The organism is Paenibacillus antri (assembly GCF_005765165.1).
Classification (GTDB): Bacteria; Bacillota; Bacilli; order Paenibacillales; family YIM-B00363; genus Paenibacillus_AE; species Paenibacillus_AE antri.
The window spans coordinates 372974-392036 of sequence record NZ_VCIW01000001.1; the positions used below are offsets into that span (position 1 = coordinate 372974).

General features: G+C 60.6%; 14 protein-coding genes. 3 read left to right on the plus strand and 11 right to left on the minus strand.

The features are described from left to right. Positions 1-15: 15 nt before the first annotated feature. The 8 genes from FE782_RS01440 to FE782_RS01475 form a co-directional block, all read right to left on the minus strand. Positions 16-963 carry an ABC transporter permease gene (locus FE782_RS01440; RefSeq protein WP_138191762.1) on the minus strand — a complete coding sequence of 316 codons (948 nt, stop codon included), beginning with the start codon at positions 961-963 and terminating at the stop codon, positions 16-18. 18 nt (positions 964-981) lie between these two features. Beyond that, positions 982-1899 (minus strand): ABC transporter permease, encoded by a 918-nt coding sequence (locus tag FE782_RS01445; RefSeq protein ID WP_138191764.1) that lies wholly within the window; start codon positions 1897-1899, stop codon positions 982-984. Between the two features lie 303 nt (positions 1900-2202). After that, the gene (locus tag FE782_RS32535) at positions 2203-2685 is read right to left on the minus strand and encodes a Rieske (2Fe-2S) protein (protein ID WP_202914461.1); all 483 of its coding nucleotides are present in this window, start codon (positions 2683-2685) and stop codon (positions 2203-2205) included. A 165-nt stretch (positions 2686-2850) separates the two neighbouring features. Then, positions 2851-5982, minus strand: a complete 3132-nt coding sequence (locus tag FE782_RS01455; protein ID WP_238392296.1) for a discoidin domain-containing protein — start codon at positions 5980-5982, stop codon at positions 2851-2853. A 1-nt stretch (position 5983) separates the two neighbouring features. Then, positions 5984-8122, minus strand: coding sequence for an alpha-galactosidase (locus FE782_RS01460; protein ID WP_138191766.1), 2139 nt, complete (start codon positions 8120-8122; stop codon positions 5984-5986). 26 nt (positions 8123-8148) lie between these two features. Beyond that, positions 8149-9822: an ABC transporter substrate-binding protein gene (locus FE782_RS01465; protein WP_138191768.1), complete on the minus strand. Its 1674-nt coding sequence runs from the start codon at positions 9820-9822 to the stop codon at positions 8149-8151. A 121-nt stretch (positions 9823-9943) separates the two neighbouring features. Continuing rightward, the gene (locus FE782_RS01470; protein WP_138191770.1) at positions 9944-11680 is read right to left on the minus strand and encodes a sensor histidine kinase; all 1737 of its coding nucleotides are present in this window, start codon (positions 11678-11680) and stop codon (positions 9944-9946) included. Next, positions 11655-13190: a response regulator transcription factor gene (locus FE782_RS01475; protein ID WP_138191772.1), complete on the minus strand. Its 1536-nt coding sequence runs from the start codon at positions 13188-13190 to the stop codon at positions 11655-11657. Before FE782_RS01475 ends, FE782_RS01470 begins: the two co-directional genes overlap by 26 nt. A 120-nt stretch (positions 13191-13310) precedes the next feature. Here FE782_RS01475 and FE782_RS01480 point away from each other — a divergent pair, with 120 nt between their 5' ends. Next, positions 13311-14282 carry an ABC transporter permease gene (locus tag FE782_RS01480; RefSeq protein ID WP_138191774.1) on the plus strand — a complete coding sequence of 324 codons (972 nt, stop codon included), beginning with the start codon at positions 13311-13313 and terminating at the stop codon, positions 14280-14282. Between the two features lie 21 nt (positions 14283-14303). Then, complete coding sequence (locus tag FE782_RS01485) at positions 14304-15197, plus strand: carbohydrate ABC transporter permease (protein ID WP_138191776.1); 894 nt, start codon at positions 14304-14306, stop codon at positions 15195-15197. A 78-nt stretch (positions 15198-15275) separates the two neighbouring features. Here the strand turns inward: FE782_RS01485 and FE782_RS01490 are convergent, their stop codons facing one another. Then, positions 15276-16238, minus strand: coding sequence for an aldose epimerase family protein (locus FE782_RS01490; protein ID WP_138191778.1), 963 nt, complete (start codon positions 16236-16238; stop codon positions 15276-15278). Positions 16239-16255: 17 nt separating this feature from the next. After that, complete coding sequence (locus FE782_RS01495) at positions 16256-17038, minus strand: SDR family NAD(P)-dependent oxidoreductase (RefSeq protein WP_138191780.1); 783 nt, start codon at positions 17036-17038, stop codon at positions 16256-16258. 156 nt (positions 17039-17194) lie between these two features. Here FE782_RS01495 and FE782_RS01500 point away from each other — a divergent pair, with 156 nt between their 5' ends. Next, positions 17195-18073: an AraC family transcriptional regulator gene (locus FE782_RS01500; RefSeq protein ID WP_238392297.1), complete on the plus strand. Its 879-nt coding sequence runs from the start codon at positions 17195-17197 to the stop codon at positions 18071-18073. A gap of 138 nt (positions 18074-18211) precedes the next feature. On the opposite strand, the gene FE782_RS01505 is transcribed toward FE782_RS01500, so the two are convergent. Beyond that, positions 18212-19063 (minus strand): TolB family protein, encoded by an 852-nt coding sequence (locus tag FE782_RS01505; protein ID WP_238392298.1) that lies wholly within the window; start codon positions 19061-19063, stop codon positions 18212-18214.

Below are 19063 nucleotides of genomic sequence, written 5' to 3' on the forward strand. Positions count from 1 at the left end.
TACTCCCTCCTTACGTTATGACCTCCGGCTCTGCACGCGGGGATCGAACGCGTCGCGCAGCCAATCCCCTAGGAATATAATGCCGAGCACCGTCACCGTGATGGCGACGCCGGGGAATGTCGATATCCACCAACTCGTGGCGATATGATCCCTTCCTTCGTTGAGCATGTATCCCCAGGAGACGATCGGAGGTTGGACCCCTAATCCCAGGAAGCTCAACGAAGCTTCCAGTACGATATTGCCGCCGACCGTCAAGGTGGAGACGACGATGCAGAGGGACACGATATTCGGCAATATGTGCTTCAGCATAATCGTCCGATCCCGGGTGCCGATCGCGCGCGCGGCCCGGATGTAATCCCGCTGTTTGAGGCTGAGCACCTCCCCCCTGATTAAACGCGTATATGCCGTCCATTCGGTCAGTCCGATGACCAAAATGAGCGTCGTGACGCTTGTGCCGAATACGCCGATAATGACCAACATCAGCAAGATGCCCGGGATTGCCATCTTCGCGTCGACCACCCTCATAATCAAAGAGTCGAACCAACGTCCTCCGTAATACCCGCAGACGATCCCGAGAAAGATGCCGATCGCCCCCGCGATCATTACTGCCGCGACGCTGACGAGCAACGAGATCCGGGATCCGTAGATGATCCGGCTGAGCATATCTCTGCCGAGATTATCGGTCCCGAGCGGGTGCTCCATCGATCCGCCCTCCAGCCAGAACGGCGGCGCCAGCGTGTTCCTCGCATCCATTACGCCCGGGTCGTGCGGGGCCAGATAGGGCGCAAGCGCCGCGGTCAAGACGACCAAGGCGATCATCGCGAAGCCTGCCGTGCCGGTCTTGCTTGAGAACAGCAGCTTCCTCCACCTAAGGAACGTACTCGCCTTTACCGGGACTTCGAACCTTGCACTCTCCCGCTGCAACGGATTCGCCAACTCGATTCGAGTGCCGTCCACCGACATCGCGATTCCCCCTCTCGCTTACTCGTACTTGATTCTTGGATCGATCCACCGATAAGCGACGTCCGCCAGGAAGTTCATCAGAATGATGATCATGGCGCTGACGAAGACGACCGCCTGCACGACCGACATATCGCGGACGCTGATCGCCTTCACGAGCAGCTGCCCCATCCCGGGCCATGCGAATACCGTCTCCGTAATGACCGCGCCTCCGAACAGAACCGCGACCTGCGTCGCCATGACCGTAACGACGGGAAGCAAGCAATTCCGGAAGGCGTGTCGGAAATACACGACCGCATTCGACACCCCCTTGCTCTTCGCGGTTCGGATATAATCTTGACTCAACACGTCGAGCATGCTGGATCGAATCAATCGAGCGATCTCCGCCGCCGCTCCGCTCCCTAGCGTAATCGCGGGAAGAACCAAGTGCTTCCACGACCCTTCGCCGGAAACCGGGAACAGCTGCAGCGTGATGGAAAACAGCAGAATCAGCATGATCGCTTGCCAGAAATTCGGGATCGCCTTGCCGACGACCGAAAATCCCGAGATCAACAAATCGACGAAAGTATTTTTCTTAATGGCGGAGAGCACCCCCAAGGGGACGGAAATTACGATCGCGAACGCGATGGAGGCCGATCCGAGCAGCAGGGTGCTCGGCAATCGTTCGAGGACGATGGTCAGCGCATCCTCGCGGTAAACGTAGGAGATGCCGAAGTCCCCTTGAAGAAGGTTCAACATATAGATTCCGTATTGGACGTAGAAGGGACGATTCAACCCCAACGACTCGCGCAGCTCCGCGATCTGCTCGGGCGTCGCTTGATCCGAAATCATGAGCGCGACCGGATCCCCGGTCAAATAGAGCAACGCGAAGATGACCGACGAAATAATAAACAGTACCGGGATGAACTGCATGATGTATTTGAGCAAATAAGCTCTTATGTGAATCGCCCCCGTTCCACTTTGATCCCCGCCTTATAAACCTTGTTACATCGACGTCCCCTATGCGTGATGTACACTAACATGTTATCAACGCCGCGGACGGATTGTCATTGGTCAAAGCGACCAAGAATCTCGAAAGGCGTTGTACATTATAGCTAAAGCAATACATATACGCCGTTAATTAATGGATAAACGCGTCATGTTTAGGGACATATAATGATATCCCATCGTCAGGTCTGAACATAACGAAAAAAACCTCCTTCCAGATTCGCGATCGCCCGTATTCCGAGTCGAACCGCGAGTCTATAGGAGGTTTTCCGTTCGTTGCTTGAATGTTCTTACGCCTTCCATCGGTAACCTGTTGCGGTCGTCGCCTGGGTGAAGCGGGGCGTCAAGGAACGGAACGAATGCGAAGCCGCGGCCAAGATGTGGAACGAGACGGACCGGAAGCGGCACACCGCGCCGACAGTGAACGCTGGCCGTCAGCTTCAAGCAACAAGGCGCTGACGGAGGAACGCATGCGGGAGATCGGCGCGATGTAGCGTGCCACGGGCAACGGACGATCTCCCGGTCGCGGCCGTAAATAAACTCGTACACTCGCGACTCGAGCGTCGTCCCGCACACGGGCCCGGCGCACAGCTCCGCGCCCTGATGCGGGCAATAATTTTGTATCGCGTAGTACTCGCCGTTCACGTTATAGACGCCGATAGAGCGCCCCTTCACCTCTACGATCTTCGACGTGCCTTCCGGTATGTCTACAGTCGCGGCTACCGGATACCATTCCATGGCGTCTCCTCCCACGCGTCTTTCGCTTGTTTCCTATTATATCGGGGTTCCCGCACGTTTTCGTAGGCCGAAGGTTTGACTTCGGGCGCAACTTCTTTTACCTTTTCAGCGGGAAAAGACCGCACCCTCCGCCGAGGATGCGGTCTTCCCGCGATTCGTAACGTATTATTGTTTTGAATATAAGCTGAACACCAGGTCGCGCCGGCCGCCGTTTTCCGTGATCCAGGTTTTCCCGCCGTCCAACGACAGCCGTTCGTATCCGTCCGGATAGGAATTCTCGTCATTGTACGCGAAGCCGTATTGATTGTCCGTCGAGCCCGTATCCGCCGATTTCGGGGACCTCAGGACGAGTCCGTATCGGATGCTCGTATCGAGGTCCTTCAATTTCGGGTAGATGGAGTACGGACTGACCGAACCCGGAATGTTGTACGCCGGAAGCGAAGCGGTGAACAACGTGTCCAACGGCTCGTCGTTCGCGTCCAAGGTCACGATGTCGAAAAAGTACGCGTCCGCCGGAACGGCATTGACGTAGCTTTCATAAATGTACACGTCCAGCTTGGGCAGATCGCTGTGCTTGAGCGTAAACACCTGCATCCGCCGCACCTGCGCGCGAATGTCCGAGTAGGCGCCGTACGGCGCGCCGCTGTTGTCCTGGACGAGCACCGGACCGCCGTTTCCTTCGATATAATAGGCTTCTACCTCTTCGATCGAAGGGAGGATGTAGTTGCTCTTCAAGTAGAGGCGCAGCTTCGTCGTCCGGACGGTATCGAAGTCGATGACCTTGTCGTCGCCTAACGTGAAGCCCTTCGTCAAGTCGACGTACCGTTGCCGCTCGGCATCCCAGTACTGCAGCGCCCAGTTGGCGGTCTGGAAGTAATCGCCTTTATGCTCCTTGACGACGACCCGGTTCACCGCCGTCTCCGCGCCGAAGTCGACCTCGACCCATTGGTCGTCTTTCGCTCCGTCGGCCGCGCTCCACCGCGTCCGCCAATCGCCGTCCGTCAGGTTGGCCGCTTCGTACCCGGCGCCGCTCCACGTCGACGACGCGGTCGCCGGCTTCCCGAGCGCGAGGTTCGCCGGTGCGTCGTCGTCCTTATGCCCTTGTCCGTCGCCCCGCGCCGCCTTGACGATCGCGGTGCCCTTCGGCGGAAGCGTATACCGGAACTCGTCTTTGACCTTCCCGAGCTTGCGCCCGCTGTATAGCTCCGTTAACGTGTAGTTGCCGTTCGGATCGAGTCCCAACTCGCCCAACGCTACGGTCAAGTCCAACTCTTCCGTCGCGCTCCAGTTCGACAACCCGACGATCGCGTCTCCGCTGTCGTCCACATAATGAATGACCGACGGCGAGCGCTCGCCCTTGTGGTATACGTTCGGCAGGTCGAGCGGCTTCGCCGCCTTGCCGGACGCGACGAGCCTCAGCAGCTCCTCGTTCTCCAGCAAGCTCATGCGGTCTTCCGCGAGGAACGGGAAGTTGTCGCCGGCGAGCCAATGCCCGCCGCCGAGCGCGACGGTCGTCGCCAGCAGCTTTCCCTCGTTCTGGCTGAACTTGTACCAGAAGCCTTGCGCGAAGTTTTCCGGAAGCATCATGTCCGCATCGTTATATTCGTACAGCGTGCCGTTCGTCCACCACGAGGCCGCGCTGTTGAACGCCTGACGCTCGAGGCCGGAGTAGCCGTCCACGCCGATCGTCGTGTCGCACGCCGCTCTTCTCCCATGCGCGAAGGCGGCGGGAAGCAGCGGAGCGATCGATTCGTTGATGTAAATCGGACGGTCGGCCGCAAGCACCGTGTCGCGGATCATGCCCATGCCGAGCCGATACGCCTGCATCCCGTTCATCGAAGGGTCGTACCGCGCTCCGTCGTACATACCCATGTCGATGAAGTCGAGCTTCAGATAATCGAAGCCCCAATCGATGTACTTCTGAATCGCGCTCCGCAGGGCGACTTGCGCGCCCGGATGCGTCACGTCCATCGCGTACGTGCCAAGGTACGTACGGATCAGCTCGCCGTTCTCGTCGCGCAGGCAGATGTCCCGATGCGTATACGGCGTGCCGGGAATCGGCAGATCCAACCATTCGTTGTAGATCGTGAACGGCGTCTGATAGCCGCCTACCTTCAGCCCCTTCTCGTGCACGTAATCCGCGAACTTCTTCATGCCGTCGTCGAACGGCAACCCCGCCTCCGGGTTGAAGCCGCCGTCGAGGTTGAAGTATTCGTAGCCGAGCGGCTGCAGATGCTCCGCCATGTAATCGACGAGCGGGTACATCGCTTCCGCGGACGCATACCCGTAATGGGAATAGTAGGTGTTATAGCCGACAGGCACTTCGCCGTCCCACTCCATGCGCGGTTCGCCGATATTGTACACCTTGCCGTACTCCTCGAGACCGGCTTGGTAATCCGCATAATATCCGAAGAAAAATTTGTCCGACGCTATCGCCGTCCCCTGCTGCGAACCGCCCCAGTTATAGACGCTGAATGCGGTGAGCGGACCGTTCGCGGTCGCCGCCTGGCCGAGCTTCTGCGCGCTCTTCCAGTTGACTGCCGTCGCCGCGCCGGCCACGAGCCCTTGCCCTCCGGCGTTGTCGAACACCGCCGCCACCCAGTGGCTGACGCCGTCGAACGGCTGCCACGTCAGCTGTTCGCCCTCGAATCGATCGGCGCCGTTCTGGCTGCGGCCGAAGTCGTGAACGGGCGCGACGCCGAAGTCGAAGTTGTTGCTGTACGGCGTCGTGAAGATGCGGCGGTCCGTCCCCGCTTCGATGTCGAGGAAGGGCGCGGCGATCGGCTCGAGGATCGCGACGTCCAGCGCATCCTCGCTCTCCACCGTCAAGTCTGTCAAAAAATACGAGCGGTTCGGGTACAGCTCCAGCGACAGGCGGATCGTCGGGCCGGCTTCGAGCGCGCTCGAGATCGTGAGCCGGACGCCGTCGCTGCCGTAGCCGTTCGCCTCGATGCTCTCCCATTCGGCCGACCGCGTCGCCGGGTCGGAGGAGCGGAACCGCGTCTCCGCTCCGGCGAGCCGGTAGTTCGAGTGGAAATCCTGTATCGCGAGTCGCCCGTTCCAAGCGACGCTTCCGAGTCCCGTCGCCAGATCGTAGACGATCGTATACGTCCCGTTCGTCGCCGTCACGATCCCGTTCTTCTCATCGATCGAAACCGCGGTCGGCTTCGCTATAGCCTTCGCTTCGATCGCGGCCGCGCTCGCGGTCGCGGTCGGCTGCGCCGCGGACATCAGCGTCACTCCCATCCCGAGGATCAGCAAGACCGCTAAGGCGCGAAACCATCGGTTGTTCGCCATCTTACGCCTCCATTGCTCGAATTCGGATCAAGAGACTGTCGAAGTCGCCGCGCATCGGCAATGGAATTCCCGCATGCATCAAGGTGCTGCCATGCGCCGTCATGACGTGATCCCCGATTCCGGTAATCTCGTAAGGCTTGTTCTCGTCCAGTCCCTGCAGCCGCAGGGCGGGCAGCCGTCCGGCGAATCTCTGAGCGTGCAGGAACGCGAACGTCACGCTCTCCGTCCGTTCGTCGTTCACGTATTGCACCGCGGCGAGCGCGGAATCGCGCAGCGTCGATAGACGGTATTGCATGCCCTCTTGTACGAGCGGCCGGATGTCCTTATACAAGGCGATATGCTTCGCCGCCTCTTCCAGCTCCGCGTCGGACCATTCCTTCAGGTTGCCGCCGATGCCGAGCGAGCCCGTCATCGCGCTGCGGAACCGGAACGACAGCGGCAGCCGGCGTCCGTTCAGCCCGTTGGGCGAATCGGTCACCCAGCACATCATGACCCGGGGACTGTAGACGTACGAGAAGCCCTCTTGGATGGCGAGCCGGTCGAACGCGTCCGTGTTGTCGCTCGGCCACGCTTGATCGGCGAAGCGCAGCATCCCGAGATCGATGCGCCCTCCGCCGCCGGCGCACGTCTCGAACTCGACGCTCGGGAATCGCTCCCGCAGCTCGGCCAAGATGTCGTAGACCGCCTGCGCGTGCCGGATCCAGATTTCCTTCTGCCGATCCGGCGGAAGAGCGGCGCCGAGACCCGGTTCGGTGATCGTCCGATTCATGTCCCACTTGACGAAAGCGATCGGATGCTCGCTCAGCAGCTTCGTCATGAACTCCAGAATGTAGGCCCGAACTTCCGGCAGCGACAGATTCAGCAGCAGCTGATTGCGCAGCTCCGTGCCGGCGCGCGTCGGGAAGCCGTATACCCAATCGGGATGGTTCCGGTACAGCTCGCTGTCGGGATTGACCGACTCGGGTTCGACCCAGATGCCGAAATCCATGCCGAGCCGGTGCACTTCTTCGATCAACGCCCCGAGCCCGTTCGGAAACTTCTCCGGATTGACGGTCCAATCGCCGAGCCCCGCGCGATCGCTGTTCCTGGCCCCGAACCAGCCGTCGTCGACGACGAACCGCTCGACCCCTAGGCGCGCGGCCTTTCGGGCCAGCTCCATCTGCCCCTCCGCCGTCACGTCGAATGTCGTCGCCTCCCAGGAGTTGTACAGCACCTTGCGAAGCTTCCGCGAGGGCAGCACGCGCTCCAGTTGGTACCGGTGCAGCGTTCGGCTCATGCCGCCGAAACCCGCGCCGGTGAAGCCGCCGACGAAGACCGGCGTCCGGAACGACTCTCCGGGACCGAGCCGCCATTCGCTGTCGAAGCCGTTCATGCCGCCCGTCACCCGGACGTGGCCGAAGCTCGACTTCTCCGCGACGACGCTCCAGTTCCCGCTCCAGCCGAGCGCGCCGAACCAGACGTCGCCCGACCGCTCCGTCGCGTCGCCGCCGTCGATCGCGAACCAAGGATTCGCATGCGGTCCGGTGAAGCCTCTGCGCGATTCGATCGTCTTCTTGCCCTCCGACAGCAGCGTCTCCCGCAGCTGGAACTCGCCGGCCCAGCGGCCGGTCACATGCGTCATCCGATATTGCGGACGCGCGGGGAGCGACCAGGCGGCCGATTGGAACGATTCCAGCGCGATGTCTTCAAGGCCGTCGTTCACGGCCTCGGCGTACCGCTCGATCAGGTCGAGCCCCGGGAACGCCTGATAATATAGGTGCACCGTCAGCGGGTAGCGCACGTCCTTCATCGTGACGACCAAGCGCTCGGCTCCCTCCGAAGCGTCGTCTCCCGAATCGACGCGCCAGCCCTCGAGCCGCATCTTCAGATCGCGCACGCCGTCGGCGAAGCGAACCTTCAAGCTCGGCTCGACGTACCCTACGCCGCCCCAGAAGCTGTACTCTTCGTACTCGCGCTCCACCTCGGCGTCGAACGAGCTGTGGTGGACGCTGCGGATCCGAAGGGCGCTCTCGCGCCCGACGATCCGCTCTCCCCAGTGCAGTTGGTGCAGAATGCCTCGTTCGTTCAACCCGAAGACGTAGGACGTCCGGGAGGTTTGAATCTCGAACAGCCGCAAATCCTCGTGTACGGTAATCGCCACGCTCTATCCCTCCGACGGCAACGCGCTTATTTCCAAAGCTCTTTGCGCTCGTTGTAGTTTTTCGTGTAAATGGCTTCGAGTTCGGCCAGCCCCGCCGTCTCCAGCTCTTTCATCATCGTCTCGTACAACGCGACCGCCTCGGCTTCGGACGGCGCCATAACCATTCTCGGGAAATACTTCGAGGACGTCTCGTTCACCTTCTGCTGCATGATCGCTTCCGGCGTGCCGCCGGCCGGTCCCAGGTTGTCGTAAGGCGCCGTATCGAAGGAGGAGTCGGCCAAGTTCTTGATCGCGAGGCTGGATACCGGATCCGTCTCGTAACGCCCGATCAAGTCGTACGGCGTGCCGTCGGAGCCCGGACCGTTCTTGATCGCCCACGTCCACTTCCGGATGCCCGTTTCTTTGGAATAATTGGCCCAGTCCTTCTTGAAGCCTTCGAGCACTTCGGGACGAGGCGTATGCTTGCCGTCCTTCATGTCCCAATGAACGCCTTCGACGCCCCACATCATCAAATACTGCCCTTCCTCGCTTGCCAGGAAGTCGAGGAATTGAATCGCGCGGACAGGATCCTTATTGCTCTTCGAGATGCCGATGCCGTCCCAACCGAGCGAACTCTTCGGACCGTACGTCGTCTCCTTCGGATCGACGCCCGGCGCGACGACCTTATACGGGTAAAACTGCGCTTCGTCCTGCGCGGCCGCGTCCGCGGCTTCTTCCTTCAAGATCGTGTTCGGCTTGCCGAGATTCCAGAACGCGTCCGCCGTGGAGAAGAACGCGCCGCTCGCGAGCTTCTGCTCGTATTGCTGCGTCTTGTTCGTCGCCCATTCCGGATCGATGAGGCCGTCGCGGTACAGGGAGTTCATGAATTTGATCATTTCGATGTATTTCGGATCTCTGACGTCGCTCGCAAGGCCCGCGTCCGTCTCGTAGTACGGGCGAATGCCGAACATGCCCTTGAACGTGCCGGTGATGGCCCCCATGTTTTCGCCGTTGAACGTCATCGCGTACGCCGGCTTGCCGTCGACCGCCGGCGCTTTCGCTTGATACGCTTTCAGCAGCGCCACGAACTCGTCGGACGTGAACGCCTCGCCGTTATTGACCTTGTCGCCGGCGCCGAGCTCCTTCATGACGTTCATCCGCATCAGAAATCCGAAGACCGGATATTGCTCGAGACCGTACCAGTTGGCGAGATAGTAGTTTTTCCCGTCCGCCGACCTCGTCTTGTTCAGCATGTCGCCGTACATTTCCTTAATGTTCGGACCGTGTTGGTCGATTAAGTCGTTCAGCGGCATGAGCGCGCCCGCGGCGATATACTTGTCGAGAATGTCGCCGCGGCCGATCGCGAGGAAATCCGGCAAGTCGTTGCTCGCCAGCATCAAGTTCAGCTTCTCCGAAGGATTGCCCGTCGGCTGCTGGATTTCGAGGGATACGCCGGTCTTCTCGGTGATCGCCTTCGCGACCGGATTGTCGAACTTGTCGCCGACGTTCTTGTCGAAGAACGTGAACGTGACCGGACTCGTATCGGGCGCGCCCCCTTCGCCTTCGTCCGAAGCGCCCGCGCCTCCCGTACCGCCCGTCCCCCCGTCGCCGGACGCGCCGTTCTCGGGGGCTGCGCCGCCGCCGCTGCAAGCGGCCAGCATGGCCGCGATCACCGCCAGTATGATCGCCAATCTGAAATGGAAACGACCCTGTGCCTTCATCGTATCTTTATTCCTCCTCCAGTGAGTTGACAGCGGTTCCAATCGCTGTGGACCCATTGTACCTACCCGATCTGTCGGTTATCTATAAAACAAAATAACGAATCGTATCGGAAAACGTCTTTCATAGAAACCGCGTCGTCTTCGGAATGCGGATGCGCGCCGCCGTCCCGATGCCGAGCCGGCTGTGCAGCTCGACCCCGTAACGTTCCCCGTACGCCAACCGAATGCGCCGGTTCACGTTGTAGATGCCGTACCCCGCGGGCGGCTCGTCCGAGTCTTCGGCATGCGCCAGCAGCCGCTCCGCCGTCTCTCGCGGCATGCCCGCGCCGTCGTCGACGACGGAGATGAGAACGTCGTCTCCGTCCTCCGCCAGCCGCACGACGATGTTGATCGCGGCTTCGTCGTCCCAGATCGCGTGATTGATGCTGTTCTCGATGAACGGCTGAATGATCAGCTTCAGCGTCGTGTACGGAAATAACGATTCGTCGAGCGCATAGTGGATGCGGAACATGCCTTCGAACCTCGTTTTCTGAATGGAGACGTAATGCTTGGTCAGCTTCAGCTCGTCCCCGAGCGTAATGCACTTCTTGCCCTTGTTCAGCGAGATGCGGTAAAACCGCGCCAGCTCGTCCGCCATTCGGTGCACGTGCGGCGTCTTGTGCTTGATCGCGAGCGCGGAGATCGAAGCGAGCGTGTTGTACAGGAAGTGAGGCGTAATTTGAGCTTGCAGGCTGGTCATCTCCGCTTCGTTCCTCAGCAGCTCTTTCTTGTACACGTCATGGATCAAATCTTGAATCGTTAAGGCCATTCGCTTCAGCGCGATCGACAGCTGCCCGATCTCGTCATTGCCCATCGCGCGGTCGGGAAGCTCGAACGTGCCGCGTTCGACCTTGCGGATAAGCTGCAGCAGCGTCTCGATCCGCTTCGTCATGAATCGGCTCGTGAAGAAGATGAGCAGAATCGCGGCGCCGATGCACGCGAGCGAGATGAGGAGCATGTTCGTCGACGCCTTCTGCGCGTCCCCCAGCAAGGTGGCGTACGGCAGCAGGACGACGGTCCGCCACCCGTTCGGCAGCGTCTTCGTCACGATCATAAACTCCGTCTTCGACACGTCCAGCTCGGAGACGTTCGCGATCGCCTTATTTTCCAGGCCCGAAGTAATGATGTCCCCGCGTTCGTCCGCGAGCAGAATCGTCTTGTTCTGGGTCTCTTTCTCGATAAGCGAGTACAGCTCTCGTTCCGAAATTTCCATCGTCAGGATGCCGTACGGGAAGTTGAGGCTGAGATAATTGAGCGAGCGCGCCAGCGTCACGGTCTTCTCCCCGTCGGCCGCCCGCGTCAGGAACGACGTAATATTTCCTTCCGCCGCGAACGTCTCCTCGCGCAAGCGCTCGGGGAAGTCGTCCATGTATTTAATAAAAAAACCGTCCGAATGCAGCGTCTTATTTTCCGTATAGATCGAGATCGACTTCATATTCGGGTTCATCGCAAGCATCTTATAAAGCGAATCGTTGATGTAGTCGTATGCGTCCAGGTAATGCAAGTCGTTCTTCTCGTACCGGTAGGACAAATAATTGCGCATCTGTTCATCCATGTAGATCAGCGTGGCGATCTGCGAGTACATGCTCAGCTTGTTCTGGATATTGTTGTTAATTTGATCGATCGTGCTGCCGATATTGTCCACGGCCTGCCGCGTCAGCTGCTCCTTCACCGTATGGAACGAATAGGCGACCAAGAACGAGATCGGCAGGATCGTGACGAGCAAGTAGACGACGAACAGCTTGCTTCGCAGCCGCTGATTGCTCATCCGCTTGCGGACCGCATCCAAGAGTCTATAGAAACTTCTTGCGATACTCATTCGGCGTGACCCCTTGGGTTTTATAGAACAGCGAACAGAAATAAGACGTGTTATCGTACCCGACGCAGCCCGCGACGTCCTTGATCTTCAGCGATCGATCGCGCAGCAGCTCCAGCGAGCGCTGCAGGCGGACCGACGTCAAGTAATCGTGAATCGTAACGCCCCGCTTCTCCTTGAAGAGCGAGCGCAAGTAATTCGGGGACAGGTATACCTTCCCGGCCAGCGATTCGATCGTCAGCGGCTCGGCGTAATGCGCATCCAAGTACGCCGCGACCTCCGTCACGATCTGCGCGTGCCGGTCTTGCGCTTTATCCGCGACATACTCGCAGACGTCTCGAAGCAGCGAGACGACGTACGACTTCACCTCGCCGATCGTCTGACGCGTCTCGATCGTCCGGCGCCACGCCTCGAAGCCGCCGAGCCCCCGCTCCGGCCAATCCTCGTACTTCTCGAGCTCGGCGGACAAGCCTCGCAGCCACGCCGCCGCCCGCTCGCTCACGAACGCGCGCGGCGCGCGCCGCTCGGCCATTCGATCGAACGCCGCCTCGATCGCCGCAAGCAGGTCGGGCAGCTCCCGCGGATTCATCTTCGAAGGTAGGTCGTCTATGCCGTCGTCTTCCGCCTCCTCCGGATTCCCGGCCTGCTCCGCATCCTGCGGAAGCGACGCGTCGCCGGAGCGGTAGATGCGACCGAGACCGTCGTGGAAGCGGCACTCCGCCGCCAGCCTCGCCTCCGCAAGCATGCCGGGCGCGTCCGACAACAAGCTTGCGCGGTCGCACACGCCGACCGTCGCGCGGAGCGCCCGCTCGGCGAAGGCGGCGGTCAGCCGTTCCCACGCCGACCCGTTGGAAGCGCTTACCGATATCGCAATAAAGCGTTCGCCCTCTCCGGACGTCGCGACGACGACGTCATCGCCGATCGGCTCGAGCGCTTCCCGCGCGAGTCGATCGATCGAGTCCGAGGCGGCGTCCGCGCAGGTCAGCACCCCGCCCTCGAAGAGACGATCGCGGTACGCCGGTTCGACGCCCGTCAGCTCGGCCCAGGCCGACCGTCGGCGCTCCGGATCGTCGGCCGTCAGCAGCGTCTCGACCTGCCTCTCGATCAACGCTTGCTTCGAACGTCGAAGCAGCCGCGCCTTCTTCACCTCGTCCTTCACCCTCGCCATGACGTTCGCGAGCTCCCCCGGATCGATCGGCTTCAGCAGGTAGCCGACCGCCCCGGATTCTAATGCCGACTTCACGTAAGCGAACTCGTCGTGCCCGCTGAGGAACACGACCTTCATCCAATCGAAACTCTCTTGCACGAGCGCCGCGAGCCGCAGCCCGTCCATGATCGGCATGCGGACGTCCGTCAGCACGATGTCCGGCTGCAGCTCCTGAATTTGCGCCCACGCCCGCTTCCCGTTCCGCGCGGCGCCGACGACCGTTAGGCCCATGTCCTCCCACGCGATATGCTCCTGCAGGAGCTCCAATTCCACGACCTCGTCCTCGACGAGGAAGATCGTATTCATTTCGCATCGCTCCTTGTTGAAGATTAGACGTTTTCCCGTATGAATCCACACATTGTATTATTGAGAGCGCTTTTCCGCAACCCGTATAATTTCTTCATCCCCATCGAACGAGGTGCTCACATGGAACCTGCGGTAACGATTTCCCCTCAACGAACGAAGACGGAACGCCGGCGGAATTGGAAAACGCTGGTCGTCGAACAGCGCTACCTGCTGCTGATGCTGCTGCCGGCCTTGCTTTGGGCGATCTTCTTCTGCTACTTGCCGATGGCCGGCCTGTACATGGCTTTCGTCAACTATCAGCCGTCTCTCGGCGGCTTCTGGACCAAGCTGTTCCAGAGCGAATTCGTCGGCATGGACTGGTTTCAATACTTCTTCCGGAACGGCGACTTCTACAAAATCATGCGCAACACGATCGCGTCCACGATGCTTACGCTCGTCATCTCCTTCCCCGTCCCGATCCTGATCGCGATCGCGCTGAACGAGGTACGGGGGGCGCTGTTCAAGAAGACGGTGCAGACCGTGTCCTACCTGCCCCACTTCATCTCCTGGGTCATCGCGGCGAACATCATCGTCACGATGCTGTCCTCCGGCGGCATCGTCAACGACATTCTGAAGTGGCTGAACCTGACGGATACGAGCATCCTGTTCTTGCAAGAGGGCCGCTACTTCTGGTGGATCGTGGCGCTCGGCAACACGTGGAAGGAGATGGGCTATAACTCGATCATCTTCCTCGCCGCGATCTCCTCGATCAACCTGGAGCTGTTCGAGGCCGCGAAGGTGGACGGGGCCGACCGCTTCCAGCAAATTCGGTACATTACCCTGCCGCACCTGAAGCCGACGATCGTCATTCTGCTCATTCTGGCGCTCGGCGGCGTCCTGAACGCAGGGTTCGACCAGCATTACCTGCTCGGCAACGGGCTGAATCAAGACTTTTCCGACGTGCTATCGACCTATTCGTTCCGCTACGGTTTGCAGAACTCTATGTTCTCGTACGCCTCCGCGGTCGGATTGTTCAACTCCGTCGTCGCGTTCCTGATGGTCGTCTTGGTCAACTACGCATCCAAGAAGCTGAACGACCAATCGCTGTTCTAACAAGAAGGAGGCTTCTCGCTTATGCTTCGCAACGCTTCGCTCTCCGACTACGCGTTCAACGTCTTGCTGTATGCGTTCTTGTCCGCCGTCTTCGTCGTGACGTTCTATCCGTTCTGGAACATTCTCGTCGTCTCGCTGAACGATGCCACCGACTCGGTGCGCGGCGGCTTGTACTTATGGCCGCGCGAATTTTCGCTAGAGAGCTACCGCTCGATCTTCCGCAACGACGAGCTGCTCCTCTCCGTCCGCGTCACCGTGCTGCGGACGATCGTCGGCACTCCGTTGACCGTGCTCGCCATCAGCATGATGGCGTACTCGCTCAGCAAGCGGAAGCTGATCCTCTGGCGGCCGCTGACGTTGTTTTTCATCTTCACGATGTACTTCGGCGGCGGACTCATTCCGACGTATATGGTCATTAAGTCGCTCGGGCTGATCGATACGTTCAGCGTGTTCATTTTCCCGGGCTTGATCGGCGTCTTCCTGATGATTCTGGTCCGGACGTACATGGAGCAGCTGCCGGGCGAGCTCGAGGAGTCCGCCAAGATGGACGGCGCGAACGATCTGGCGATCTTCGCCCGGATCGTCCTGCCGCTCTGCGTGCCCGTCCTCGCCACCATCGCGCTGTTCGTCGGCATCGGGCATTGGAACTCTTGGTACGATTCTTATATCTACACGTATAAGCCGGAGCTGAAGACGCTGCAGGCGGTGCTCGTCAAAATTTTGAACCAGTTCCAAACCGGCGCCATGGTGTCGGAGGCGGAGCAGCTCGCGAACAGCTCGAAGCGGATTCCCGTTTCCGGCGAGAGCATCCGAATGGCGGTGACGATGGTCGCGACGATCCCGATCGTGATGGTGTATCCGTTCATTCAGCGCTACTTCGTCAAGGGCATCATGATGGGCGCCATTAAGAGTTAATTCGGAAAAGCTCCCCCTTATTGCGAGAAAACCGGCCGTCGAGGCACCGGATCGTAGCATAGGCGGGAGCTTTCCCTGTCAGCCGTCCCCCAACTCGCCGGGGGAGCCGCGGCCGAGCCGCACATCCAGCCGCCATGCCGCGGCGCCGTCCGGCGGGATCCGGAGCGTCATGCCCCGCGCCGCCGCATCGGACAGCTTGTCGTAAAACCCGTTGCTAGGCTCCAGAGCGCACACCGCCCGATCGTTGAAGCCGCCTTCGTCGATCCAGACGCCGAGGTACGGAAGCTCCTCCGGCGCCCATTCCATCGAGAGATACTCCCCGTCGTCGCCTTCGTACAGTCCCGCAAAGCCGCGATCCACCGGACCGTCTACATACAGCTTGCGCGAATCCCGCCGTTCCGCCGGACCGATCCGATCGAGCCCTTCCGGCCACGCGTGCCGCTTCCCCGCCTTCATCGTCCGTCCTCCGTAGACGCAGAGCAGCCGGTCGACCGAACGGGGCAGGCGAATGCGCGTATGCTCCGTCACCCGGAATTGGGGATGCGCCGTCCATAACGCCGCCAGCGGCTCCGCGCCTCGATTCTCGACCGTATACTCCAACCGCAGCGTGCCGTCCGCCGCGAAGAACATCCGCCGCTTGAACGCGTACGGCAGCGCGCGACCCGCGACCGTGCAGACGAGCGAGCCCTCTTGAAGGTCGGCGCTCCAAGGAAGCGACCATAGCTCGCCGTGATCGGGCAGCGGTCGGCCGGCGTACGCCCCATCCGCCGGATATGCGCACGCATCGATCGTAGGGAAGCATTCATCCCACCCGCTCATATCCGCCTCCGCGAAGGCGGAGCCGTAGTCCGGCTTTCGAAGCGCTCTCGCCCCGGGGTCGATCAACCATTCCTTCCCCGTCGGCAAGTACCGCAGCGAGACGATCTTCGCGCCCAGCTCCGGGACGACGACGGCTCGGATCGTCCTCGATGCCAACTCGACCGCCTTCCACCCCGCATGAACCGCGGGTTTTACCGTCACGCCGTCCCGCAGCATCCCCATCCCGCTCGCCTCCCCGCTTAACAAAGTCTGGAATGGTATAGACGCGCCGACAATCCGCCGTCGATGACGATTTCCGCGCCCGTCACCATCTCCGCCTCGTCCGACGCCAAGTATATCGCGAGCTTGCCGATGTCCGAGGGCGAGGCGATACGGCTCCCGGCGTGCAGCCAGGCGACCTCTTGTTCGATCTCGCGGGCGTTGCCTTGGCTTTCGAGCCACGCGCGGTAATGCGGCGTATCCGTAAAGCCCGGGCAGATCGCGTTCACCCGAATGCCGGACTTGCCGAGGCTGAGCGCCATGCTGCGCGTCAGCCCGTTCACCCCCGCTTTCGCCGCCGCGTACAGCTCCGTATCCGGCAGCGTCGCCTTCGCATGATTCGACGAGATGTTCACGATTGCGCCCGCGCCTCGCTTCGTCATCTCCGCCGCGACGTATTTGCTGCATAGAAACACGCCGCGCAGGTCGATGTTCATGACCGCGTCCCAATCCTCGAGCGTCGCCTCCAGCAGCGGCTTAAACAACGTAATGCCGGCATTGTTCACCAGCACGTCGATCCCCCCATAGGCCTCTGCCGCCTGCCGAACCATATCCCGCACGCTGTCCTCGGAGGCGACATCGACTTGTACGAATACGGCCCTTCCCCCCTGATCCGCGATTTCCTGGACGACTTGCCTGCCTTCCTCCTCGACCAGCGTTGCTACGATTACCGTCGCGCCTTCCTTCGCGAATTCGATCGCGATGCCTCTCCCGATGCCTCTTCCGGCTCCCGTGACGATCGCCGTTTTCCCAATCAACCGCATACGAATCTCTCCTCTTCCCTGCGAATTGTGCGTATGCCTTCACTTTACTTCCTGTGCGGCGTGTTTTAAAATTCACAATCATACTAAGCATATGGACAATAATCCGATCGCCCGATCATCCGGGCGTCGGGTCGGAAATCGAAGGGGGATGCCGAGGTGCGGAAAAGAGAGGGGTTCGATTCGGAGAAAATCCTCGTCTTGCCCGAGTCGCGCATCCGAGAGCTGTCGAGCCATCCGCTCCTCCGGCCGCTCTTCGCGACGGACATCGGTTACTTCCCGCATGCAAAATATCACTATCGCGAACGACCCGACGGCTGCGATGCGTACATCCTTATGCTCTGCGTCGGCGGCGCCGGCTGGATTCAAGTCGGAGAGGAGAAACGGAAAGAGGTGGGGAAGTACGACGTCGTCGTGCTGCCTCCCGGCGCGAAGCATCGGTACGGGGCATCCGAGGACAATCCATGGAGCATCTATTGGGTTCATTTCCGGGGGGAGTCGGCCCGGGATTTCGTCGACCTGCTCCCGCTCGAGAGCCATACGCTGCAGGTGTCCGGACGGGATGCGGTGCGCCTCATCGAATGGTTCCAACCGTGCTACGAGCTCCTGTCGCGGCAGGGGTATTCGCTCGCGCATTGCCTCTTCGCGAATCAGCAGCTGCAGCAGCTGTTAAGCTTTCTAGCCATGCAGCGTACGCCGGGCGGAGACGACTCGTCGAAGGAGACGGTCGAGCGATCCATCCAATACATGATGCTGCATCTTGGCTCCAACTTGAGCTTACGTCAGCTCTCGGAGCAGGCGAATCTATCGCGCTCTCATTATTCGGCCGTGTTCAAGCGCGTGACCGGCGCCTCGCCGCTGCATTACTTCACGAGGCTGAAGATGCAGCAAGCGTGCACCTATCTCGACCTTTCCGCGTGGAGCGCCAAAGAAATCGGAGCGAAGCTCGGGTACGGGGACTCGTTGTACTTCTCGAGGGTGTTTCGGAAGGAGATCGGCATGTCCCCGACCGAGTATCGGAGGAAGATGAAAGGGTAATGGGACGTACGGGTGAATTATGTTCCATTTTGCGCATGGGTTGATCGGTCAGTCGTATAAAAAACTCCCGCTGCTCTATCGCTCGGGGCCGGCAATCGGCCTTCGGAGCGAGAGAAGCGGGAGTTTCCATTTCTCGACTTACGCGTTCGATGGGCTTCCGTAACTGACGAAAGCGATCCGCTTGCCGTCGGGAGACCACGAATTTACGTTGATCGTCCCTTGCCCGCCGAACAGCTTCGCCAGCGTGCGGGACGGACCGCCGGCGCTCGGCATGATCCGGAGCTCGACGTCCTTGTCCGGCGGATGATCGCCGGGCGCGACGTCGCCCGTTCGGTAGGCGAGGTAGACGACGCGCTCCCCGTCCGGAGAGACGTGCGGAAACCAGTTGTTGCTGTCCTCGAACGTCATCCGCGTCGGCTCGCTGCCGTCCGCGTTCATCCGCCACACCTGCATGAGGCCGGAACGCGTCGAATTGAACCAAATGCGCTTCCCGTCCGGCGAATACTCCGGTCCGTCGTCCAGCCCGGGAAGATTCGTCAGCTGCGTCTCCACGCCGCCGATCGCCGGGATCGTATAGATGTCGTATTGCCCTTTGCGTTCGGCGCAATACGCCAGCGTCCGGCCGTCGGGCGACCATCCGTGCAAGTAGGACGGGCCCAGCGGCGTAATCAGCGTCGGATGCCCGCCCGCCAACGGCAAGACGTAGATCCGGGACCGGCCGTCCTCCGCCGTATGATGGCTGATCGCGACGGACCGGTGATCGGGGGACAGCACATGGTCGTTGTTGCAGGCTGCGGCGAACCCCGTATCGATCCGGTCGCTGACGCGCGTCTCGAGATCGAAGGAGAAGAGGCCGCCTTCGCAGTTATAGACGAGCTTCCCGTCCCGCGTCCAGTTCGGCGCTTCGATCAGCCGGTCGAATGCCGCCAGCGTCGTCCGCTCGCCGGTGTCTACGTCCATCATTTCAAGGATGCTCGTCGTGCTGCGCAA